This is a genomic window from Microbulbifer sp. JSM ZJ756, from assembly GCF_044383805.1.
Lineage (GTDB): Bacteria > Pseudomonadota > Gammaproteobacteria > Pseudomonadales > Cellvibrionaceae > Microbulbifer > Microbulbifer zhoushanensis.
In genome coordinates this window covers 278053-300387 of sequence record NZ_JBISER010000004.1, presented here as the reverse complement: position 1 = coordinate 300387, position 22335 = coordinate 278053, and the positions used below count along the sequence as shown (strand labels likewise).

Here is a 22335-nt window from a genome sequence, read left to right as displayed (position 1 = left end):
TTTAATTGTAGGGCTCCAGTAGCAGCCCCGGCGAACGTGACTGCCAGTGCTCCGCTTCCTGGTACAGCAGGTCCTCGATCGCCGGATTGCTTTCCAGCCACTGCCGGGACAGGCGCAGGCGGTAGTGTTCCCCGCCCGCACTGAGTTCTACGCCATCGAGGTCGTGGTCGGCGTGGTCGCGGTGCACGATACAGGCCAGTCGCAGGCACAACAACAGGTCGGGATTGGGGTGGAAGCCGTAATGCTCGCGCGGCGGCTTGATGCGCCCGCGCTGGTTGCGCACCAGGTGCGCCAGGTGCTCCTGCTCACTGCGCCCAAACCCGGCCAGGTCCGCCTTCTCGATCATATAGGCCCCCAGCTTGCGGGAATTGCTGTGGGACAGTGCCAGGCCCAGCTCGTGTAACTGTGCCGCCCACTGCAGGCGCCGCCGCTGGTCGTGGGGGCATTCCGGGCGCAGCATCAGCAGCAGGTCCTCGGCGGTATTCACCACCCGGCGTGCCTGGTCCGGGTCTATCTGCCCCCGCTGCATCATATCCGCGACGGTATCCGCGCGGCGGTCGCCGCCGTGCAGGCGCCCGGCCAGGTCGTGGACGATGCCCTCGCGGATCGCGTAGGGCGAAACCCGCATGCGCTCGATATCCAGCTCGCGGAACACCGCCAGCAGGATCGCCAGGCCGGCGGCGAATACCGGGCGGCGCTCCTCGTCGAAGTCCGGCAAGTCCAGGTCGGCGACGGTCTTGCAGGCTGCCACGCGTTCTGCCAGCCCCTCCAGCGCGTCGCGCTCAATGTCGAGCAGTTCGCCATTGTTCAACACCCGCGCCACCGCCTTGATGGTGCCCGAGGCACCGATGGCCTCGGCGTTTTCGGCGAAGTGGCGCAGGCCCTGGAGTTCGGCGCTGGCGGCGCGGCGCGCGCGGGTAAAGCTGTTTTTCCTGGCGGCGTCTATTTTGCCGTCGGCAAAGAAGCGGCGGTTGTAGGCCACGCAACCCATGTAGAGACTCTGCAATTCATGCGGTACTTCGCGCCCGCGCACCAGTTCTGTGGAGCCGCCGCCAATATCCACTGCGCAGCGCAATCGTGGCGGGCCATCCGCGGCGGCGATGACGCCGGAGTAGATTAGCCGCGCTTCCTCGATACCGCTGATAATGTCAATCGGAACCCCTAGAATCGCCTCGGCCCGCTCCATAAAGCCATCGGCATTGCTGGCGGCGCGCAGGGTGTTGGTGCCGACTACCCGCACATGGTCCACAGGCAATTGTTCCAGCACCGGGCGGAATCTCTGCATGGCTGCCAGGGCGCGTTCGGCCACCTCCGGGTCCAGGTTGCGCTCGTCGTCCAGCCCCGCGGCGAGCCGTACCATGGCGCGGTCGGTATGCAGGCGCACCATGCGCTGGTCGCGGAATTCGGCCAGCAACAGGTGGAAGCTGTTGGAGCCGAGATCCAGTGCCGCGTAGCGTTCGGCGTCATGCAGCATTATTGTTCCTGTCAAAAAATTGTCATCTGAATGTAGCAAACTGCCCTACTATTATCCGGCGATACAATAAAACCGGGCCCGCCGTCACCTGCGAGCATTGCCAGTGGAGCCGGGCAGAATAATCGCTGTACGTAAAATACTGGCGCAGATACGCGAGCGGGGCAATGTGGATAGAGCTACAGGGTAGCGGGGGGCCTTTGCATCCGCCGCATCCATTCATTGCATCCACCGCATCCGCCGGGCCGTATCATCTCAGTCGCCCAAAAGAATCTAGCAAGTGGTACATGGTTAACAATACACCGGTATATCCCAAAGAGCTAAGCTGGCTCTCCTTCAATGAGCGCGTCCTGCAGGAGGTGGAGGACGAGCGCGTACCCATTATCGAGCGGGTGCGCTTCCTGGGTATTTTCTCCAGTAACCTGGACGAATTCTATCGTGTGCGGGTTGCCGATGTGCGGCGGGTAGCGACTTTTGCCAAGAGCGCAAAAAAGAAGCAGTATTTTTCCGAGCTGCTGGCCAGTATCAATGAGAGGGTACTGCGCCTGCAAAGGCGCTCATACGCTGCCTATACCAAGGTGCTCTCGGACCTGGGACAGCATAATATCCACCTGGTCAGCGAGAACCAGCTGACAGACAAACAGCGCACGTTCGTGGAGGAGTATTTTCACAGCGAGGTGCTGCCGGAGCTGGAGCCCTTCTTTATCGATGACCGGGAAAATATGCCGCTGCTGAATGAGGCGAGTATTTACTTCGCTATTTACTTAAAGCTGAAAGATGGTAGTGAGCGTTTCGCGGCCCTGGAGATCCCTACTGATACACTGCCACGGTTTGTGGTGATCCCGCCGCGGGAAGGACATCACGAAAAGGTTTATATCGTCCTCGATAATATCATCCGTGCCTGCCTGGTGGATGTTTTCCGCTATGTACTGCCCATCGAGCGTGCGGAAGCCTTCATGTTCAAGATCAGTCGCGATGCGGAACTCGAGCTGAGTGAGGAAATCACGCAGAATATCGTCGCGCGTGTGGCCAAGTCCCTGAAAAAACGCAAGCAGGCGGACCCGGTACGGATGGCTTACGATGCGGCCATGCCGGAAGTGGTATTCAACCTGGTGAAGAAAAAGCTGCGGATGGGCAGCTTTGACAGCTATACCCCGGGCGGGCGCTACCATAATTCCAAGGATTTCATGAAATTCCCGGCGGAATCTGCCCGGCATCGCTACAAGCCGCTGCAACCACTCGAGACCCTGCCGGAAAAGGAGAGTGTCTTCGGGCTGCTGAATGTCCGTGACCAGTTGCTCTACTATCCGTACCACGACTTCCGGGCGATCAGCAACCTGCTGATTTCCGCGGCCATCGACCCCCAGGTAAGGGAAATTCGCATCAACCTCTATCGGGTGGCCAGCAATTCCCGTGTGGTGGCCGCACTGATCAATGCGGTGCGCAATAACAAGCGCGTCGTGGCGGTGGTGGAGCTGCAGGCACGTTTCGATGAACTGGCCAATATTCACTGGTCCAACGAACTGCGTGATGCCGGTGTCGAGGTGATTTACGGGGTGCCAGGGCTGAAAGTGCACTGCAAGCTGATCTCGATCCTGCGGGAGGAAAACGGCCAGCAACGATTCTACAGTCACCTGGGCACAGGCAACTTCAATGAGAGCACCGCGCGCGTCTACTGCGATTTCAGCCTGTTGACCAGTGACCAGAGGCTGGGGCAGGACGTGTACAACGTGTTCGAGTTCATCCAGTACACACACCAGCGTCCCGAGTACCGGCATATTGCCGTGTCACCCTATACCAACCGGCCGGCGTTGCTGTACGCCATTGACCGGGAAATCCAGGCTGCCGAGCGCGGTGAGCGAGCCGAACTGTTTTTCAAGTGCAACAACCTGGTGGACAGCGAAATCATCGCGCGGCTCTACCGTGCCAGTGGTGCCGGTGTGCGCATTCGCCTGATTGTGCGCAGCATGTGCTCACTGGTCTGCGAGACGCCGGGCCTGTCTGACAATATCGAGGTGATCAGCCTGGTGGACAAATACCTGGAGCATGCACGGGTGTATATGTTCCACAACGGCGGCGAGGAAGAAGTGTGGCTGTCGTCCGCAGACCTGATGACCCGTAACCTGGATCACCGGGTAGAGGTCACCTTCCCCATCTGGGACCAGAAGCATCGTGATACGGTGCGGGAGATCATGGAATTGCAGTGGCGTGACAACCGCAAGGCCCGGATACTCGACCGCGACCAGAGCAACACCCGAATCGCCGGCCACGGTGCCCGTGGCTGCCGGGCGCAGGATTCGGTCTATCGCTTCCTGAAGAAAGCCCAGGACAGGCTGCCGCTATCGACTGAAGCCGACCAGGTGGCCGCGACTGAATGAGAAGCGGTAACGCTTGCCCACTTTCAGCCGGTCGCTGCACTTCGACTGGATCGTGATACGGGGGTACTGAGGGGTGACCACCCAGGTGCTGAATTCATTGCCGGGGCCGCGCTCGATCAGCCAGTAGTGATCCCCCGCCGCGCAGTCGCCGGAGGCACCGCACTTGCCGTAGCCCCATACGTAGGCGTAAACGTCATACTGGGCGGGGTGTTCACTGGTTTCCACGAAGGGAGTATCCCGGTCGCCGGTGGTGCGATACAGGCGGGAGAAGCTGACCTTGCGGAAGCCACGCGCCGGGGCGTCACAGCTGGTGGTGTGCTGCTTGGCCACCACCCGCGCATGCCCGCGGTCGCTTTTCTTGCCGCCATTCAGCTCGCTGGGCAGGTAACCGCAGCCGGGACCAGCCACTGCCATGATGCCAACCAATAATGCCGCGCCGTAAAACTGCACAGTCAACTCCTGGTACGGTTTAGATGCGGGGCGCCTCCCGGGAGAGCCCTGTCCCTTTCACTATAGCCGCTACCGGGGTGCTGTTATTGCGCCTTCGCTTTCTTGCCGGAGCGACGCCTGAAGCGCCATTTGCGGCGGTAGGGGAAGGCGCTTTCGATATGGCCGTCGCGGATGCGGTCCTGCAGGCGCTGCCAGTAGCGGTAGTCGTAGAGGTCGCTGTGCTGTCTCTCGAACGCCTTCCGCGCAAAAGGGTTGCCGGAGAAAAACAGCCGGAATTCCTCCGGGAATACGTCTGCTTCGGCCACGGTATACCAGGGCTGGTCAGACAACTCCTGCTCTGCGGTCTGGGGTTCCGGAATCTTGCGGAAGTTGCATTCGGTCAGCGGGCACAGCTCGTCGTAGTCGTAGAACACCACCCGGCCGTGGCGAGTGACGCCAAAGTTTTTCAACAACATATCACCCGGGAAGATATTGGCGGCCGCCAGCTGCTTGATGGCGTTGCCGTACTCCTCCATAGCCTCGCGTACCTCCTCATCACTGGCGTCCTGCAGGTAGAGGTTGAGTGGCTCCATGCGCCGCTCCACATACAGGTGCTTGATGATCACCCATTTGTCGTCGATCTGCAGCTTGGAGGGAGCCAGCTCCTGCAGCTCTTCCAGCAGCTCGTCGCTGAAGCGGTTGCGGTAAAAAATGAAATTGGTGTATTCCTGGGTATCCGCCATGCGCCCGACCCGGTCTGACCGGGATACGAACTTGTACTTGTCCTTGACGATTTCCTCGGTGACCGTCTTGGGCCGGTCGAACCTGTCCTTGATGACCTTGAATACCACCGGGTAGGAGGGGAGCGTAAATACGCTCATCACCATGCCCTTGATCCCCGGGGCAATGATGAACTTGTCATTGCTCACCTTCATATGGGCCAGGATATGGCGATAGAACTCGGTCTTGCCGTGCTTGTGGAAGCCGATGGAGTTATACAGCTCCGAACGCTCCTTGAGTGGCATGATGGTGGAGAGGAAACGCACGAATCGCGACGGGATGGGGGCGTCCACCATGAAGTAGGAGCGGGTGAAACTGAAGATAATGCTGGCGGAATCGTTACTGTAGAGCACCGTGTCCACGAAAATGGCGCCGCGGCCATTGTTCAGGCACGGCAGTATCAGCGGGATCACCTCACCACCGTACATCAGCCTGCCCACCAGGTAAGCGGCCTTGTTGCGGTAGAACACCGACTCCAGCATATCCACGCGCAACTGTTTTTCATCGGTCACGTGGGAGAGTGGCCTGGCCCGCAGGGCCTCACAGATATTCTTGATATCCCGCTCTTGGTTCTCCCAGGGGATCGAAAAACCATAGTCGTTGAGGATGTCCTCGATCATGCACTCGAGGCCGTGCTTGCCGCTGTAGCTGATATAGATGCTGTAGTCCCGCAGCGGCTTGTCGTCCGGTGGCCGGGAGGGTTTCACAAACAGGTTACTGTCGTGAATATGGGCATGCTCGAACTGCTTGCAGAAAACCGAGTTGAAGAATGTCTCGGCAATTTCATAGTTGCTGTGGTTGGCGATCAGCTGGGCGAAAGTGGCGCGGGCCTCGCGCCACAGCTGCAGCATGGTGGTGTCCTTGCTGGTAACCGAGTGCACCAGCTTTACCACCTGGTTGACCTTGGTCTTGTAGAGGTCGATGCGCTCCTTGTTGGCGTGGTGGACGCCCTGCCAGGCGGCAGTCTCAAAACGTGCCTTGGCCCCCAGGGTAATATTCTGGAAGTCCGCGAAATAGGCGTCGAAGCCATTGAGGATGGTCTTGGCGATTCGCCGGGCTGTCGGGGAGTGGTTGGTCATGCACTAGACTTCGTATTTCAAGGCCATTGCCGTAGGAGCGGCCCATGGCCGCGACAGTTCCCGGTCCCGGGTGGATCGCGGCCATGGGCCGCTCCTACAAGTGATTCCTAGCCGATAGTAGCACGGTGCGCCGGAGCAGCCATTGAACGATTGGATCAGCAGCTTTGTCTTTTTCTTTGCCGTAATCGACCCGGTGGGCACGCTGCCGGTGTTTATCGCCGTGACGGCGCGGCATGCGGAATGGCAGAAGCGCAAGATCGCGATCATCGCGGTGCTGGTAGCCACCGGTATCCTGCTGTTCTTCCTGCTCGCCGGCCAGTACCTGCTGGAGACCATCGGCGTGCCCCTGTCGGCCTTCCAAGTGGCCGGCGGTGTGGTGCTGTTCCTGTTTGCCCTGACAATGATTTTCGGTGAGGGCAAGCCGGAGCAGGAAGTCGAGATCGCCAGGAGTGGCCACGAGACGGCGATATTCCCGCTGGCGGTACCTTCCATCGCCTCGCCCGGGGCCATGCTGGCGGCAGTGGTACTGACCGACAATTACCGCTTTGACCCGATCCACCAGATGCGCACCGCCACTTCAATGCTGGCGGTGCTGGGGATCGTCCTCCTGTTGCTGCTTACCGCACAGTGGATTCACCGCTGGATTGGCAATGCTGGCGCCAGTATCGTCAGTCGGGTCATGGGGCTGATCCTCGCATCGGTTGCCACCACCAATGTGCTGGTGGGAATCCAGCAGTTCTTTTCCATCTGAGTGCCGACCGCGATCCATTTACGAGCCAGCAGCCAACCTGTCAGCTTCCCACTACGCCGCCATCTTTCCGGCTGATCGCCAGCACACTGGGCCGCGGCGGCAGGGCCGGGTCATTGTCCGGCCAGCGATGCATGGGGTTGTCGAAGCTTGAGCGGCCACCGTCGGCGGGATGCTGCACGGCGATAAAAAGGGTGGTGCCATCGGGGGTGAATTCCGGCCCGCACACCTCGGCGCCCTGCGGGCAGCCAAAGAAATGTTTCGGAGCGGCGCGTAATTCACCTTCGGTGGCCATGGCCCAGAGGCCGTCATGGAAGCCGAAGTCCTCGCAGCCGTCGGTGGCAACCCACATATTGCCGGCGTGGTCGAACGCAACATTGTCCGGGTTGGCGAACCAGCCGTGCGGCGATATAGCCCCGGTCACCTGCTGGCCGTAGGCGCCGCGCTCGTTCGGGTCCTCGGCGTTGGGGTTGCCGCCGAGCAGGAAGGTATGCCAGCGGAAAATGTCGCTGGTGTGGTCGCGCTCGCCATCCCGGCCCGGCGGTACGATTTCCAGCACGTGGCCGGCGGCATTGCGTGGGCGGGGATTGGCGGCGTTGGTGTCGTCGGCGCCGCGTCTCTTGTTCTTGGTCAGCATGACGTAAGTGCAGTCGTTGACCGGGTTGGTCTCCACATCCTCCGGCCGGTCCATGGGCGTGGCGCCCAGCAGGCTGGCGGCGCGGCGGGCGTCTACAAGGACGTCAGCCTGGTTGCGGAAACCGTTTTCCGGTGTCAGTGGACCCTCGCCAAAGATCAGCGGCAGCCAGCGGCCGCTGCCGTCGGCATTGAATTGCCCGGCAAACAGGGTGCCTGCCGTAAGCAGGTTGCGATTGGCCCGGTGGTTTCCGGGGCGGTAGGCCTCGGCGGAGACGAAGCGATAGACGAACTGGCCCTCGTCGTCATCACCACCATAGGCCACCACTGGCTGGCCTGGCTTGCAGGCCAGGGTAAACCCCTCGTGTTCAAAGCGTCCCAGTGTGGTCAGCTTGCGCGGGCGGGATTCCGGGTCGTAGGGATCAAATTCCACCATCCAGCCGAAGCGGTTGGGCTCATGCGGCTCGACGCCGATATCAAAGCGCGGGTCATGGTCACCCCAGTTGCGATTGTCCGGGGCAATGCCAAATGCATGGTGATTGCGGGCCTCTACCGGGTCGGCAATGGCGTCCGGGTCTCCCTGGAAAGCGCCACCGAAGCCCTCTTCGGCAATCAGTACCGTGCCCCAGGGGGTCTTGCCGCCGGCGCAGTTTCCCACGGTGCCGAACACCCGGGTGCCACTGGGGTCGGCGGCGGTCTGCAGGCGCGGGTCACCGGCGGCGGGGCCGACGATATCCATTTCGGTGCCGAGGGTGATGCGGCGGTTGTAGGGGCTGTCCAGCACTGCCTGCCAGCCAGCCGGGGTTTTCTCGATCTCCACGATGGCGTGACCACAGGCGGCCTGCTCGATGGCCACATGTTCGGCGCTCACGCCGCGGGTGGCGCTGTACTCATCGTTGTAGCCAGGAAACATCAGGTGCGGCTGGGTGTATTCGTGGTTGACGCACAACAGGCCGCGCTTGCTGCTGTCGCTGCGGCAGTGCCTGTCCCCATCCCCCGGGCCGGCGTCCTCGGCCAGTGGCATAAAGGCAATGAAGTCGTTGTTGTAACCAAAGCGTTGCTGCTGCTCTGCCGCGGTCAGCCCTTCCGGGTCGAATACACCGGCCCCCGCCTCGATGGGATCCCCCCAGCGCAGCAACACGTCGGCGCGATAACCCTCGGGCAGGTGATGGCTGGCATCCAGGCCGTGGGGGACCTCGGTAAAAGTCAGCGAAGCCCGGTCAAACCCGGGGCTTCGATTGCACGCTGATAGCAGGCCACTGGTGGCACCGGTTGCACCGAGGGCACCTATCGCTTTGAAGAGAGTGCGGCGGGACGGGTCTGGCGGCAGCTTTTTCATTTTGTCTCCGGCTCTTTCTGTGACAGTGACCAGGGCTCGCTGTCACAGATTTGCAACCTCATAGTAGTTTAGTGGGCATCGGAGTCTGCCAGTGTCCCGTGACAATTCAGTGAACGATCAGTGATGCCTGCGGTGCCACAATTTTCAACAAAATGTCACCCAACAGTCACGCCCGACGTCTAACCTGCGCCCCATCGAACACCTGCCATAAAAAGGAATGGGGACCTTATGAAAAACCGATCGACCCGGGTCGCACTCGTTACACTGCCGCTAACGGCAATCGCTGCTGCGGTTATTTCTGTGAATGCAGTGGCACAGGCTGGGGAAGGCGCCCTGGAAACCATCGAGGTGACTGCCCAGGCGGCCAACGCCAGCAGTGATATCGAGCGCCAGCGCCGCTCCAACAAAGTTGTTGCGGTGCAGACTTCCGATGCGATTGGCGAATTGCCAGACGCCAACGTCACCGAAGCACTGCAGCGCATGCCAGGTGTATTTATCGCCCGCGACCAGGGGGAGGGGCGTTTCGTCGGTGTGCGGGGTATCGACCCGAACCTGAATGCGGCGACTATTAATGGGGTCAGCCTGCCCGCGCCGGAAACCGACAGCCGGGCCGTGGCCATGGATGTGATCCCCTCCGACCTGCTTGCCAGCCTGGAAGTATTCAAGACGCTCACGCCGGATATGAGCTCGGACTCCATCGGCGGTGCCATTGAGATCAAGAGCCTGAATGCCCTGGACCAGGATGGCCAGCAGTTCAAGCTGAGTGTCGAGAACAGTTACAGCACGTTGCAGGAGGAGAACAGCCCGAAGCTTGCCGGTACCCTCACCAGGGTATTCGAGCTGGATGGCGGTCGCGAGCTGGGGGTAGCGATTGCCGCGAGCCACCAGGAACGAAAATTCGGCTCTGAAAATGTGGAGACAGATGGCATCTGGGAGGAGCTTACCGCGGAGGATGGCAGTGAGGCCTTTGGGGCCGCCGAGATTGAGCAGCGCGATTACACAGTGACCCGCGAGCGTACCGGCCTGGCCGCCAATTTCGACCTGAGCCTGGGCGAGACCAGCCTGCTTTACCTGCATACCCTCTATTCCGATTTCTCCGATGAAGAAGAGCGCCAGCGTAATTCCTGGAAGCTGGATGAGGAAAATGATAATCCGGCCACTATCACAGCCAGCTCTGCGGTATGGAACGACGCGGCACTGGAAAAGTCGTTGAAGGACCGCTTCGAGGAGCAGCAGATCCTCTCCATGGTCTTTGGCGGAGAGCATGACCTGGATCAATGGGGCGTTGAATATGCGCTGGGCTACTCCCATGCCGAGGAAGCCGAGCCACACCGCCGCGATACAGATTTTGTACAGGAAGGCTTGCAGCTGGGCTACACCAGTGCCGGGGAAAAACCCACCCTGGCCATCGGTGCTGGTGATGTCGAAGCGGCGATGGATGCGTCCAATTACAAGCTCGACGAGATTGTGATCGAGGACAATTTTACCGAGGATGAGGAGGTCAGCTTCCGCATCGATATCAGCCGCGAAATACAGCTGGCCGGTAACCCTTCCGAGCTGAAATTCGGTTTGCACGAGCGACGCCGGGAAAAGACCGGTGACCTGAATGCCGTGGTTTACGATGATTTTGGTGGCGACTTTACCCTGGCTGATTTCGCCATGAACAATGTCGACTACAGCCTGGGCCGCTTTGGTCCCGGGATTAATATGGGTGGCCTGAATAACTTCATCGACGCCAGCCTGTCCAGCTTTGCAGTGGATGAAACCGATACCGCCCTGGACTCTGCACGCGACTATGCCATGAACGAGGATATTTCTGCGCTGTATGTCATGAACAGCATTGAGATGGACCGTGCCCAGTTGGTATACGGCGTTCGCTACGAGTCGACCGACTTCTCCGCCGCGGGAAGCCAGGTGGTTGAGTCCGGTGAAGCCATTCCCGGTGCGGAGCAAGTTGCCGAAGACGTTTATGTTTCCCCGGTGAGTTTTGCACAGGAGTACAGCAAGCTGTTCCCGAGTGTGAACTTCAAGTACGACTATAACGATAATATCGTTCTGCGCGCCGCCTATACCGAGTCCCTGTCGCGACCCGCGTTTGGTGCACTCAACCCGTCACCGGAAACCATTGAATACGATGAAGGCGAGCTGGAGGTGGAAGCAGGCAACCCGGCACTGGATCCCTATGAAGCGCAGAACCTGGACTTCACTGCGGAGTATTACGCCGATGCCCTGGGCATGTTCTCAGCGGGCATTTTCCACAAGCGTATCGATAACTTTATCGTGACCGCAGACGTGGCCAGCACTACGGACTTCAGCCGCTATGTGGGCAGTCTGCCGGTAGAGGACGCGGAAGTCCTGCAGTCGATCAACGGCGACACTGCAACCCTGACCGGCGCCGAGCTGTCATGGACCCGCGGTTTCGATAACGGCCTGCTGTTGCGTGCCAATGCCACCTTCGCAGACTCGGAAGCCAGCCTTGGCCCCGGGGCTGGTGCCGGGCGCAACGACGAGATATCACTGCCCTCACAGGCAGATATAGTGGGCAACTTTATCGTTGGTTACGAGCGCGATGCACTGAGCCTGCGCCTGGCCACCACGTTCAAGGGCGAGCGCCTGCTCGAAGTGGACCTGGAGGATGCCGCGGGAGACCGGTATGAATCCGACCACATGCAGGTAGATTTGTCGGCCAGGTACCGCTTCAGTAACGGGCTCCAACTGACCTTCAGCGGTGTCAACCTCACCGACGAGCCGTTCTTTGTCGAGAACTCTGGCTATAACGGCCAGTATGAGGAATATGGTCCCACCTACGCGCTGGGCCTGACTTACAGCACCTTCTAAAGTCTAGAGTCGGGACAGCAGCGGGATAGAGCCGGGAGCGAATAGCAGCAGAAGCCGGGCCCCCGGGTTGGGGACCGGCTTCCTGTTGCTGATGGGTTGTAACCTGCCAGCCGTGGACCGGGGCAGGAGCTGTCGACAGGTCCTGCCGGCCCCATTCGTTTTTGCCTGCCAGTTTTATTTGCCTGGATTTTGGCGCAAGTTCGCTCATCATTTTGTTTGCTCGCCCCTGTCATTACCCCGACCAGGGACCCCTCGGGCAGCTGGTGGTCACGGGACTATCCCGGCGCGGCGCATAGAGCCCCGCGGGTCATTCTTTTGCCACAAAGCTGGCGTAAATTTGTCATATTCTTAAAGATACTTTGCGGAAAAACGAAGACGATGGCACTCAATATTCTGTCGAAAATCGCGCCGGTTGCCGCTGTGGTGGTGTTGCTGGCGGGCTGTGATAGGCGACCCGGAGAATCCGTGCAGAGCTCGCCCCAGGCCCTCCAGGCTTCCGGCACCCTCGAGCTCTCCGGTGTGGTTTCCAGCCAGGTCGCCCCGTTGGCACTGGGTGGGGAAAATTACCTGCTGCTGGCGAGCGAGGTGCGTGGCCTGGTCCTGCTGCGGGAAGACGGCAGCGAGGCCGCTTCCCTCGATGGCGGCAGTGTCGAGCGCTTTGCCGTGCAGTCGCGCGCGGACGGCAGCTGGCTGGTCGCGGCCTTCGATGAGGACGACGGCCAGGTGCACCTGCGATCACTTGAAGTCGAGCCAAGTAGCGGCCAGCCGGGGATGAAATACCTGGGCATGCTCAAGGTTGCGGCACCGCAGACAGCGCTGTGCTTCTCCCGCCAGGGCAATCGCTCCCACCTGTATACCATCGATGAAAATGGCCTCGGCCATGAATATGTGGTTCACCCGCGCGACCAGGCCTGGTTGTTCACCGAGCTGCGCCCGCTGCACTTCGGCCAGCAGGTCAACAGCTGTGTAGTGGACGACCAGCGCCAGCGGCTGCTGGTATCGCAGCCGCCGCTGGGGGTCTGGAGCCTGAATGCCAGTGCGGAACGCGACGAGGAACGCGCGGTATTTATTGCCGGCGATACCCTGGGCGAGCAGTTCGGCGGTTTGTGGCTGGACGCCGACCGGGACCTGCTGTGGCTGGCCAGCGGCGACCGTGTGGAAGCCTTTCCACTGTCAGGGCCGCGGGGCGAGGCGATCTATAACCGCGCGTTGCAGGAACTGGAACCGGTCTCCATCGCACGGCAGAGCGATGCGCTGTTTGCCCTGGAAGAGGAAAGCAATGCTGTACAGCGTTATGCGGTGCAGCTACCGGAGCCCGGGCCTGCGGAAGAGTCACCGACTGCGGCAACCGCCGCACCGCAGATCCCTACCGTTGGCGCAAGGGCACAGACAGTACCGGTGGCATCCGGTGGCGATGCCGCCGATGACCCGGCAATCTGGGTCAACCCGAAGGACAGCAGCAAGAGCCTGGTACTGGGAACCGACAAGAAGCGCGGCCTCAATGTATACAACCTGTCCGGCCGGCTGCAGGAACAGTTCGTTGTCGGGCGGGTAAACAACGTCGACCTGCGACCGGTGGACAGCGGCCGCTTTGCTGCACTGGCGGCCACGTCGAACCGAACCACGCCGGGCGTAAACCTGTTTGGTATCCACCGCAGTGGCGATGTGGAACACCTGGGGTTACGCGAGATGGGATTGCAGGACCCGTATGGCCTGTGCATGTACCGCAACGACGGGCGCACCATGGTATGGGTATCGGACAAGGATGGCGCCCTGCACCTGGCGGAGATCGAGCTGGGCGATGACCCGCTGGAATGGCAGTTGCAGCCGCGGGCAAAACTGCCGGTGCAGAGCCAGGTGGAGGGTTGTGTCGTGGATGACGAGCGTGGCGTATTGTTCTTCGGTGAGGAGGACCGTGGTATATGGCGCCTCGATATCGCCGCATTCCTGGCCGGCAATGCGCAACCGGAATTGCTGGTGGAAGTCGATGACCGGCAGCTGGTGGCGGACGTGGAGGGTATCGATATTTTCCACGATGGAGAACGCGGGTACCTGGTGGTCTCCAGCCAGGGCAATGACAGCTACGCCCTCTATACCCGCGACGGCAGCGAGTTTATCGGCCATTTCCGGGTCGATATCAACCTGGCGCTGGGTATCGACGGGAGCTCGGAAACCGATGGCCTGGCAGTGACCAGTGCGGCCCTGGGCGATGACTACCCGGGTGGCCTGCTGGTGGTGCAGGACGGGCGCAAGCGCATGCCCGCGGGGCCGCAGAATTTCAAGCTGGTGTCCTGGGCGGATATTGAGGAACAGCTGCAACTGCAGTAACTTCTCCTGTCGGCCCTGTGATGTGTTGGTCGCGGGGTGGGCTGTGATGGATAACCCGGTGATCACCTATGGAAATCGAAGAGAAGATCCCGCTGCTGGAAGAGATACTGGCTGACTGGCGGGAATGTATTGGCCCGGAATACCCGGGCTACCGTAATCACGTCTACCGCATGCTGCATTTCTGCTTTGCACTGCGTGAATGCAGCGAGGAAGAGCGGCAGAAGCTGGTGATTGCCGGCGCCTTTCACGATATCGGTATCTGGGTCGATGATACCGTCGACTATCTCCCGCCCTCTATTACCCCGGCGATGCAATACCTGAAGCACAACGGTCGGGAAGGCTGGTGCGATGAGGTGCGCCTGATGATCAGCGAGCACCACAAACTGCGCCGGTATCGCGGCGAGTACGCGCCGCTGGTGGAACTGTTCCGCCGTGGTGACCTGGTGGATTTTTCCTGCGGCCTGGTCCGTTTCGGGCTGGACGCCGGTCTGGTGGAAGAGGTGCGTCGCGCTTTCCCCAATGCGGGTTTCCACAAAAGCCTGGGCAGGCGCGCCCTGCGCTGGCTACCCCGGCATCCGCTGCGGCCATTGCCGATGATGAAGTGGTAGGATAACAATCGCGGCCAGCGGCCGCTCCTATGGCACTTAACACGATCATGTAGGAGCGGCCGCTGGCCGCGACAATTCCCGGGTTATAACCAGGCAGAATTCCAGAACGGATATTCCCCGACGTTTTGTATGAGCCCCGCGCGCAAAGGATTGGCAATCACATACCGTGCCGCTTCGATAACCCCTTCTTCTTTTCGTAGTGCGCGGTCATGGAAGGCGCGCTCCCAAATCGCTTCTTGATGCAGACACTGGTTAACCTGGTATGCACTGGAAGATTTGAGACGCTTGATAAGTTCACTCAAGTCAAAGGAATTTCCAAGCTGTATCAGCCAGTGCACATGATCGGGCATCAATACCCAGGCGAGCATCCTGGCATCGCCCAGTAATGAAGGGTCCTGAAAAGATGTGCAGGCCTGCCGTGCCAATGTGAAATCTTTGAATATTGGTAGGCGCTGGTGAGTGCAGGTGGTTACTAGGTATACCTGCCCGGGCATGGAAACCCGGCCCCGGCGTAGTGAACGATGTCCTTTTCGTGAGTGAGCTATCGGCATATCCATATGCGTGCCTGAGTCGCGGCCAGCGGCCGCTCCTACGGAGTGGCTGGGTTTTAGCGATTGTTATGGCCTAAAAATGCATACTCCACCCCAGCGATGCGGTCTCCACGTCGAACTCGCCGCGCAGCTCGCCGCTGCCGATATCGCTGAAGGTCTCCCACTCGGCCCGCAGGGTCCAGTTGTTGTGGTGGCGGTAGCTGATGCCGGCGCCGTAGCCGTAGTGGAAGCCGTTATCGGTTGCACCACTGCTGCCGTTTACCGGTACCAGCTCTTCGGTGATAGTGCCGTCTTCCTGCTGGAACCGGAACAGGAATTCACCCGCCTGGCGCTCGGACAGCTCCATATTCCAGGCGCCGCCGCCGACCTTGGCAAACAGGCTCAGGCCGCGGTATAGCGGCCAGTGCCCCACGGCGTAGGCGTTGACCAGGTAGGTCTCGAGCTCATCCTCGAGGCGCAGGAACTCGCCGCGCGCATTGCGGAATTCGAAGTCCAGGTCGCTGCTGGCCAGTTGCTGCAGGCTGGCTTCCACCGCGAAGTAGGGGCTCCAGCGCCAGCCGGTGTACAGCTTCCAGGTCTCGCCGCCCTCGCCGCAATTGAGCAGCCGGGCCGGTTCGCCGTTGAAGCTGAAACGTTGCACCCGGTCCGACGCCTGTGGGCAGAAATTACCCTGGCCGGCGTCGCCGACACTGACGCCGACATAACGGTGGGAATAAAAGTCTGCACTGGCGGGCAGGGCAAGGGTAAGGGAGGTGAGTACCGCGAGCAGAACATGGGGCCTGGGCATGGCAATACCTGCATTCGGTTGATATCGGGGTCTATCTTCCCCCAACCCTACGCGGATTGTTTGCCACGGGATGAAATTTGGCGGTTGCTTCCTTTTATCGGCCCGGACGGGCCGGGCGCGAGAGGGTCTCTAGAGTTCCAGCTCTGCCCGCAGTTGCGCCATGCGCTCGGCGTTTTCCGCCTTGCTCAGTGGCTCGCCGGGCTTTTCCTCCAGCAGGGGCTGCTCGGGTGCGGGCAGCGCATCGCCCTCCAGCACCCGGGCGCAGATCTTGCGGTAGTGCTCGGCGAACACCGGGTAGGCCACGTGTTCCGGGTTGTTGGCGAGGAAGAACCAGTTGGCCTCGCGGCCGGCGTGGTAGACCGCCGGGTGGCTCCAGTTGAACGCGGCCTTGGGGCTGGGGGCGTTGCAGGCCTCGCGATAGGCGGCGCGGGCCTCGGGCAGGCCGTTGTCGCCGGCGGCACACAGCTGCAGCATCTTGTGTACCGTGGGCAGGTATTCGCTCTGGCGGATAGCGCGCTTGGCCCCGGCGACGATCTGCGCCGGGGAAAAGGCCGCCAGGGACTCCAGCCACAGGCGCTTGGCGTGGTTCAGGGTCTCGGTGTCGGGGAAGGCCGAATTGAACTGGTTGTGATAGCTCAGTTTCAGCAGGCCGAAGACCTCGTTCAGGGCCCGCTTGCGCTCGTTCAGCTGTTCGTCGCCGGCTCCGCTACCAGTCTGTGTCCGTGACGATGTCGAGGACGGAGCGGTCCCGGGTTCTCTGGTTGTCGGTGTGTTGCTGCGTGCCATTGGTCTTTCCTATCGCCAGCTTGTTGCGCTCTGCCCACTGGTAGCGCGCATGGCGGACGAACACGGCGTCCCAGCTCTTGCGCGCCGCATTCTGGCCCCGCCAGTAGATAATAAATTCGGGGACCAGCGACAGGGCGAAGTCGCGGTCTATTTCACACTGGTTTACCAGGTGGCTCAAGCAGTCACCACCGGGTTGCCAGTTGCGTGTTATGGGCTTGGCTACCGGGTTCTTTTCAATGCCCTGGCAGTAGTAGGCCCATTCCTCGCGTGCGTACTCGATAAACAGCTCCCCCCAACGGGCGCTGTGGCCACCGCGCTCCAGCCACTTGTATATAAATTCGGGCAGCAGCTCGGCGGCAAAACTTGGGTTGATCGCCAGCCGGCGCAGCTGCTCCCAGGTGTGCTCGCTGGGCTGCCAGTCACGGGTCATTGGGGTGGGCTTGCGCTTCTCGATAAACGGGGTGTCCTGCTTCTCCCAGTCCTCGGTGACCCAGTCATTGAACTCCAGGTCCCAGGAGATGGACTGCTTGCCGCTGGAGCGGTGGTAGTCGACGAAGCGCTGCAGGGCCCGCTGCACGAAGGTGCTGGGTACGCCCTCGTCCGCCAGCTTGCGCAGGGTGTCCTCACCCGGGTACCAGCCCTGCGGCAGGGGCTGCTTGCGCTGGGCGGTGGCGCGAAATGCCTCCCAGCGGCTCTTGACCTGCTTGAGGAACAGCGAGCCGAAGGAATGCCGTGGTTCGCCGCGCTCGCGCCAGTAGGTGACGAATTCCGGCAGCTGCTCGCGCCAGAAATGCTCGGGCACTCCCAGCTGGGCGATACGGGCCTGGGTCTCCCGGTCCGGCTGCCAGCCGGGTCCGATGGTATTGGCGCTGCGGGCGTTGTGTTCCGGGGGCGGTGGCTCCTGCATTCGCGGGGAGTGGTCGATGTGGCCTGTGGGCTCCGGGCGCCGGTGTTCGCCGGGCAGGGCAAACTTGAGCTGCATGCTGGTGCCGTAGGGGGCTGAGCCCAGCAGCAGGGCGCCCTGGTTGCGCAGGCTGGTGGCCACGCGCTGGATGTCCGCCGGCTCCCAGAAGGGCAGCAGCAGCTGCAGCTGTTCTCCCTCGGCGGTGTACCACTCCCGTCCCGGGTGCGATTCCGGCTGCAGGAAGGGCAGCAGGTCGCCGAGTGCCGTGAGCAATACCGCCTCCTCCAGGCCGATGGTGGCGGCCAGAGTAGGGGACAGGCTCAGGGGTCTTTCCGGTAGCAGGGGGTGTTTCATGGCGCGATTCTATCACCCCCGCCGCCCTCCCGCAGAGGTCTTCCGGCACCGAAATTGGCCCGTTGCGGGTTTGACTGCCGGGTCGGGGCTGTGTTGTTCTCCGGCACAGTACGTGGTTTCCCCCGATAGGGGGGACCGGGTTTCGCTAAAGTGAAAGTGCGGCCCGTCGTGGGTCGGCCGAACTGGAGACTCGACCATGCAGGCATTCCTGTCCACCTGGCACGAAGCGGCCGTCACCACCCTGGGCCTGTTCTGGATGGCTTTCTGGGCTTTTGGCCTCGGCTACCTGATCAGCAGCATGATCCAGGTGTTTGTGACCCGCGAGCGTATGCGGCGCAGCATGGGGGAGGCGGGCGCCGGGAGTGTGGGACTGGGCACCTTCTTCGGGTTTATTTCCAGTTCCTGTTCGTTTGCCGCGCTGGCCACCACGCGCGCCCTGTTTGCCAAGGGCGCCGGGCTGGTGCCGGCACTGGCCTTCCTGCTGGCGTCCACCAACCTGGTCATCGAGCTGGGCATCGTGATCGCGGTGTTCCTGGGCTGGCAGTTTGTGGTGGGTGAATATGCCGGCGGCGTGCTGCTGATCCTGCTGATGTGGCTGGTGGTGCGGTTGACGGCACCGAAGGGATTGGTCAAGAAGGCACGCAAGCGCGCCCGCTCTGCCGAGGAGTCCAGCGACGACGGCGGCGAGGTGCCCGACTGGCGCGAGCTTATCCGCAGCCGCGAGGGCTGGCGCATGGTGGCGAGCAAGTACGTCATGGAATGGCACATGGTATGGAAGGACGTCACGGTGGGTTTCACCGTTGCGGGCATCATCGCTGCCTTCGTGCCGCAGTCATTTTTCCGCAGCCTGTTCGTCGGTTCCGGCGAAGCGGACCCCGCTTTCTGGGAAGTGCTGTTGCAGTGCCTGGTGGGGCCGGTGGCCGCCTTTTTTACCTTTATCGGCTCCATGGGCAATATTCCCCTGGCCGCGGTGCTGTTCGATAACGGGGTGGCCTTTGCCGGGATCATGGCGTTTATTTTCAGCGACCTGGTGGTGCTGCCGGTGCTGCGTATCCAGGCGCAGTATTACGGCTGGAAGATGGCGCTGTATATCCTCGGGGTATTCCTGCTGATCCTTGTCAGCACTGCGCTGCTGTTGCACTACGGGTTCGCCGCCCTCGACCTGCTGCCGGACCCGTCGTCCGCGAAGACGGTGACCGACCGCGAATTCTTCAAGGTGGACTACACCCTGTTCCTGAACCTGCTGTTTGCCCTGCAGGGACTGGTATTCCTTATCTGGCGCTGGAAGGCAAAAGGGCTGCCGGGGCTGAAAACCGACAGCCTGAGTGAGCGTATCTTGCTGGTGCTGGCGACGTTGGCGGTTATCTGGCTGGTGATCGGGGTGCTGCTGCCGGCATAACGCTGCCTTCGATTCCCCATTGCGGTGTCAGGATGCTTGCCCTGCCCCCGGGGCAGGGTTTTATTCTCTGTCGCGTGTCCAAAACATCGAACTGGTCCGCTTGCCTGTGGGCGTAAGTCGCAGCCACGAGAACGCGTCCAGTTGATAACGGAGAGAACATGAGCGCGGAAACAACGACAACTTCGCCCCGGACTTTTCGCCTGGAGGGCGTCACCTGCGCCGGCTGCGTGCGCAAGATCGAGAATTCACTGGGGGCTGTCGAGGGCGTAGCCGAAGCGCGCGTCAATCTGGCGGACCGGACGCTACAGGTGTCCGGTGAGGCCAGTGACGCGGAGTGCATCGCCGCGGTGGAGTCCGCCGGTTACGGTGCCGAGCGGGTGCGCGCCAGTGAGCGGGAACGCCGCGAGCAGCAACACGAGGAAGAGCAGCGCCATTACCGCTCTCTGCTGCTGCGCTGCGCCCTGGCGCTGGGCCTGGGTGTGCCGCTGATGGCGTGGGGATTGCTCGGCGGTGACATGATGGTCAATACGCCGTCGCAGCAGCTGGCCTGGGGCGCCGTGGGCCTGCTGACCCTGGGGGTGCTGGTCTACTGCGGCGGGCATTTCTTTACCGGCGCCTGGCGTGCCTTCCGTCACCACAATGCCAATATGGATACGCTGGTGGCGCTGGGTACCGGCGCCGCCTGGCTGTTCTCCATGGCGGTGGTGCTGGCCCCGCAACTGCTGCCCGAGGCGGCGCGGCATGTCTACTTCGAGGCCAGCGCCATGATCATCGGCCTGATCAACCTGGGGCAGGCACTGGAACTGCGCGCCCGCGGTCGCACCAGCGCGGCGGTGGAAAAACTGCTGGAGTTGCAGGACCCCACCGCGCGCGTGGTGCGCGACGGCGAGGAGCGCGACCTGCCGCTGGAAGAGGTGCGCGTGGATGACCGCGTGCGGGTGCGGCCCGGCGAGAAAATCCCCGTGGACGGTACCGTCGAGGAAGGCAGCAGCCTGGTTGACGAGTCCATGCTCACCGGCGAGCCGGTGCCGGTGAAAAAGGGTGAGGGGGATTTCCTGTCCGCCGGTACCCTGAACAAGAATGGCACCCTGTTGTTTCGTGCGGAAAAAGTCGGCGCCGACACCCGCCTCGCGCAAATTATCGAGATGGTGAAGAACGCCCAGAGTTCGCGGGTACCCATCGCGCGGCTGGCGGACCGCATCTCGGCCATCTTCGTGCCGACGGTAATGATCATTGCGGTGCTGGCGGCGCTGGCGTGGTTCAATTTCGGCCCGGAGCCGCGCGCCGCCCATGTGCTGGTGGTGATGACCGCAGTACTGATTATCGCGTGTCCCTGCGCGCTCGGCCTGGCGACACCCATGTCAGTGATGGTCGGCGTGGGCAAGGGCGCCGAGCACGGGGTACTGATCCGCAATGGCAAGGCGCTGCAGCAGGCGAGCAAGCTGCGCACGCTGGTGGTGGACAAGACCGGCACCCTGACCGAGGGCGAACCGAAACTCACTGAAATCGAAACTGACGATGGCTTCGCCGGTAGTGCCGACGACCTGCTGCAACTGCTGGCGAGCCTGGAGCAGGGCTCGGAGCACCCGCTGGCGGCAGCGGTAGTGGCCGCTGCCCGTGACCGGGATGTCGAATTCCTGCGCACCGAAGAGTTCGAGGCGATTACCGCCCACGGCGTTACCGGCCGTGTCGACGGCAAGGTGCTATTCCTGGGCAACCGCAAACTGATGGAGCGGGAAAAAATTGACGCCGGCCGCTGGCGCGAGCGGGTACAGGAACTCGCGGGTAAGGGCCGCACGGCAATGTACGCGGCGGTGGATGGAAAAATGGCCGGCATCATCGCCGTGTCAGACCCGCTGCGCGAGGATGCCAAAACAGCGGTGACGCGCCTGCAGCAACTCGGCCTGCGCATCGAAATGCTCACCGGTGACAACGAGGGCACGGCCCAGGCGGTGGCACGTCAGCTGGGCATCGACCGGGTGCACGCCGAGCTGCAACCGGAGGACAAGGAAAAAATCATCGGCGAACTGCAGGGCAGTGGTGAGCAGGTGGGTATGGCCGGCGACGGTATCAACGATGCCCCGGCGCTGGCACGCGCGGATGTGGGTTTTGCCATTGGTGCCGGTACCGACGTGGCCATCGAGACCGCGGACGTGACGCTGATGCGCTCCTCGCTGCATGGTGTCGCAGATGCGATCGAACTGTCCCGGGCGACGCTGCGCAATATCAAGCAGAACCTGTTCGGGGCCTTTATCTATAACACCCTGGGGATTCCCATTGCCGCCGGTGTGCTGTACCCGTTTACCGGTGCCCTGCTGAGCCCGGTCATCGCCGGCGCAGCCATGGCCATGTCGTCAGTAACGGTGGTCTCCAATGCCAACCGGCTGCGCTTTTTCAAGCCGCAGGGCAGTGGCAAGAGTAATACAAATGAACCGGCGACCGGAGGGCAGGCGCAATGATGACATTACTGGTGAACGTTACCGGGCTGGTACTGATCGTGGCGATCGTCTGGTGGTTCTGGCTGGCGGAAGCCGGTCGTGAATCGGAACCAGTCCGCGCCACGGATGAGGAAATGGAAGTCCTGGTGAAAGACGGCGTCTACGAGCCGGACCATATTCGCCTGCCGGCGGGCGAGCCCGCCACACTCTATTTTCGCCGCGAAGATCCCAGCCCCTGCGCGGAGTATGTCTTGTTCCCCGACCTGGAGGTCAGTGCACAGCTGGCCGTGGGCGAGCGCACGCCGGTAAGGCTGCCCGCAGCAGAGCCCGGCAAGTACCCGTTTACCTGCCAGATGCAGATGTACCGCGGGTCGCTCAGCATTGAGTAGGGGTTGAATTCGGGCGCGGCCACCTTCAGGTCTGTTGATAAGCGCGTGGGCCAGGCTGTGGCCCCGCACCGGAATTTCCCGATAAGGTGGAGGAAC

The 22335-nt window shown here is 61.7% G+C and carries 16 protein-coding genes; 8 read left to right on the top strand and 8 right to left on the bottom strand.

Annotated elements, in window-relative coordinates:
- Position 1 precedes the first annotated feature (1 nt).
- On the bottom strand, positions 2-1474 hold the full coding sequence (locus ACH6CX_RS09420; protein WP_233006405.1) for a Ppx/GppA phosphatase family protein: 1473 nt from the start codon (positions 1472-1474) through the stop codon (positions 2-4).
- Positions 1475-1758: 284 nt separating this feature from the next.
- Between ACH6CX_RS09420 and ppk1 the strand changes: the two genes are divergently transcribed.
- On the top strand, positions 1759-3849 hold the full coding sequence (ppk1, locus tag ACH6CX_RS09415; RefSeq protein WP_233006404.1) for a polyphosphate kinase 1: 2091 nt from the start codon (positions 1759-1761) through the stop codon (positions 3847-3849).
- Here the strand turns inward: ppk1 and ACH6CX_RS09410 are convergent.
- Together ACH6CX_RS09410 and aceK are read right to left on the bottom strand one after the other, a co-directional pair.
- Positions 3811-4299 carry a hypothetical protein gene (locus ACH6CX_RS09410; protein ID WP_233006403.1) on the bottom strand — a complete coding sequence of 163 codons (489 nt, stop codon included), beginning with the start codon at positions 4297-4299 and terminating at the stop codon, positions 3811-3813. The two genes, ppk1 and ACH6CX_RS09410, sit on opposite strands and share 39 nt — an antisense overlap.
- A gap of 83 nt (positions 4300-4382) precedes the next feature.
- Positions 4383-6137, bottom strand: a complete 1755-nt coding sequence (gene aceK, locus ACH6CX_RS09405) for a bifunctional isocitrate dehydrogenase kinase/phosphatase (protein WP_233006402.1) — start codon at positions 6135-6137, stop codon at positions 4383-4385.
- A 142-nt stretch (positions 6138-6279) separates the two neighbouring features.
- Here aceK and ACH6CX_RS09400 point away from each other — a divergent pair, with 142 nt between their 5' ends.
- Positions 6280-6888 carry a MarC family protein gene (locus tag ACH6CX_RS09400; RefSeq protein ID WP_233006401.1) on the top strand — a complete coding sequence of 203 codons (609 nt, stop codon included), beginning with the start codon at positions 6280-6282 and terminating at the stop codon, positions 6886-6888.
- A 40-nt stretch (positions 6889-6928) separates the two neighbouring features.
- On the opposite strand, the gene ACH6CX_RS09395 is transcribed toward ACH6CX_RS09400, so the two are convergent.
- Positions 6929-8857, bottom strand: coding sequence for a PhoX family protein (locus ACH6CX_RS09395; protein ID WP_396675346.1), 1929 nt, complete (start codon positions 8855-8857; stop codon positions 6929-6931).
- A gap of 228 nt (positions 8858-9085) precedes the next feature.
- Between ACH6CX_RS09395 and ACH6CX_RS09390 the strand changes: the two genes are divergently transcribed.
- From ACH6CX_RS09390 to ACH6CX_RS09380, 3 genes are all read left to right on the top strand, one after another.
- On the top strand, positions 9086-11695 hold the full coding sequence (locus tag ACH6CX_RS09390; RefSeq protein ID WP_396675345.1) for a TonB-dependent receptor: 2610 nt from the start codon (positions 9086-9088) through the stop codon (positions 11693-11695).
- A 378-nt stretch (positions 11696-12073) separates the two neighbouring features.
- Complete coding sequence (locus tag ACH6CX_RS09385; protein WP_233006398.1) at positions 12074-14023, top strand: phytase; 1950 nt, start codon at positions 12074-12076, stop codon at positions 14021-14023.
- A 68-nt stretch (positions 14024-14091) separates the two neighbouring features.
- Entirely contained in the window at positions 14092-14631 is a 540-nt protein-coding gene (locus ACH6CX_RS09380) for a hypothetical protein (protein WP_233006397.1), read from the top strand.
- Positions 14632-14714: 83 nt separating this feature from the next.
- On the opposite strand, the gene ACH6CX_RS09375 is transcribed toward ACH6CX_RS09380, so the two are convergent.
- From ACH6CX_RS09375 to ACH6CX_RS09360, 4 genes are all read right to left on the bottom strand, one after another.
- A complete protein-coding gene (locus tag ACH6CX_RS09375) occupies positions 14715-15182 on the bottom strand; it encodes an REP-associated tyrosine transposase (RefSeq protein ID WP_396675352.1) in 468 nt (155 codons plus the stop codon).
- Between the two features lie 73 nt (positions 15183-15255).
- Positions 15256-15969, bottom strand: a complete 714-nt coding sequence (locus ACH6CX_RS09370) for an outer membrane beta-barrel protein (protein ID WP_233006395.1) — start codon at positions 15967-15969, stop codon at positions 15256-15258.
- 129 nt (positions 15970-16098) lie between these two features.
- Positions 16099-16755: a replication protein P gene (locus ACH6CX_RS09365; protein ID WP_237062800.1), complete on the bottom strand. Its 657-nt coding sequence runs from the start codon at positions 16753-16755 to the stop codon at positions 16099-16101.
- Positions 16676-18013 carry a DnaT-like ssDNA-binding domain-containing protein gene (locus ACH6CX_RS09360; RefSeq protein WP_237062797.1) on the bottom strand — a complete coding sequence of 446 codons (1338 nt, stop codon included), beginning with the start codon at positions 18011-18013 and terminating at the stop codon, positions 16676-16678. The genes ACH6CX_RS09365 and ACH6CX_RS09360 overlap by 80 nt, the downstream gene beginning before the upstream one ends.
- A gap of 196 nt (positions 18014-18209) precedes the next feature.
- Here ACH6CX_RS09360 and ACH6CX_RS09355 point away from each other — a divergent pair, with 196 nt between their 5' ends.
- From ACH6CX_RS09355 to ACH6CX_RS09345, 3 genes are all read left to right on the top strand, one after another.
- Positions 18210-19412 (top strand): permease, encoded by a 1203-nt coding sequence (locus ACH6CX_RS09355; RefSeq protein WP_233006392.1) that lies wholly within the window; start codon positions 18210-18212, stop codon positions 19410-19412.
- Positions 19413-19570: 158 nt separating this feature from the next.
- A complete protein-coding gene (locus ACH6CX_RS09350; RefSeq protein ID WP_396675344.1) occupies positions 19571-21871 on the top strand; it encodes a heavy metal translocating P-type ATPase in 2301 nt (766 codons plus the stop codon).
- On the top strand, positions 21868-22239 hold the full coding sequence (locus tag ACH6CX_RS09345; RefSeq protein WP_233006390.1) for a cupredoxin domain-containing protein: 372 nt from the start codon (positions 21868-21870) through the stop codon (positions 22237-22239). Before ACH6CX_RS09350 ends, ACH6CX_RS09345 begins: the two co-directional genes overlap by 4 nt.
- Positions 22240-22335: the final 96 nt, after the last annotated feature.

Bases quoted from the DNA above. Each gene is read 5' to 3' on its own strand.
- ACH6CX_RS09350 (WP_396675344.1), top strand. From the start codon at position 19,571: ATGAGCGCGGAAACAACGACAACTTCGCCCCGGACTTTTCGCCTGGAG.
- ACH6CX_RS09365 (WP_237062800.1), bottom strand. From the start codon at position 16,755: ATGGCACGCAGCAACACACCGACAACCAGAGAACCCGGGACCGCTCCG.
- ACH6CX_RS09370 (WP_233006395.1), bottom strand. From the start codon at position 15,969: ATGCCCAGGCCCCATGTTCTGCTCGCGGTACTCACCTCCCTTACCCTT.
- ACH6CX_RS09345 (WP_233006390.1), top strand. From the start codon at position 21,868: ATGATGACATTACTGGTGAACGTTACCGGGCTGGTACTGATCGTGGCG.
- ACH6CX_RS09380 (WP_233006397.1), top strand. From the start codon at position 14,092: ATGGAAATCGAAGAGAAGATCCCGCTGCTGGAAGAGATACTGGCTGAC.
- ACH6CX_RS09420 (WP_233006405.1), bottom strand. From the start codon at position 1,474: ATGCTGCATGACGCCGAACGCTACGCGGCACTGGATCTCGGCTCCAAC.
- aceK (WP_233006402.1), bottom strand. From the start codon at position 6,137: ATGACCAACCACTCCCCGACAGCCCGGCGAATCGCCAAGACCATCCTC.
- ACH6CX_RS09355 (WP_233006392.1), top strand. From the start codon at position 18,210: ATGCAGGCATTCCTGTCCACCTGGCACGAAGCGGCCGTCACCACCCTG.
- ppk1 (WP_233006404.1), top strand. From the start codon at position 1,759: ATGGTTAACAATACACCGGTATATCCCAAAGAGCTAAGCTGGCTCTCC.
- ACH6CX_RS09395 (WP_396675346.1), bottom strand. From the start codon at position 8,857: ATGAAAAAGCTGCCGCCAGACCCGTCCCGCCGCACTCTCTTCAAAGCG.
- ACH6CX_RS09385 (WP_233006398.1), top strand. From the start codon at position 12,074: ATGGCACTCAATATTCTGTCGAAAATCGCGCCGGTTGCCGCTGTGGTG.
- ACH6CX_RS09360 (WP_237062797.1), bottom strand. From the start codon at position 18,013: ATGAAACACCCCCTGCTACCGGAAAGACCCCTGAGCCTGTCCCCTACT.
- ACH6CX_RS09390 (WP_396675345.1), top strand. From the start codon at position 9,086: ATGAAAAACCGATCGACCCGGGTCGCACTCGTTACACTGCCGCTAACG.
- ACH6CX_RS09375 (WP_396675352.1), bottom strand. From the start codon at position 15,182: ATGCCGATAGCTCACTCACGAAAAGGACATCGTTCACTACGCCGGGGC.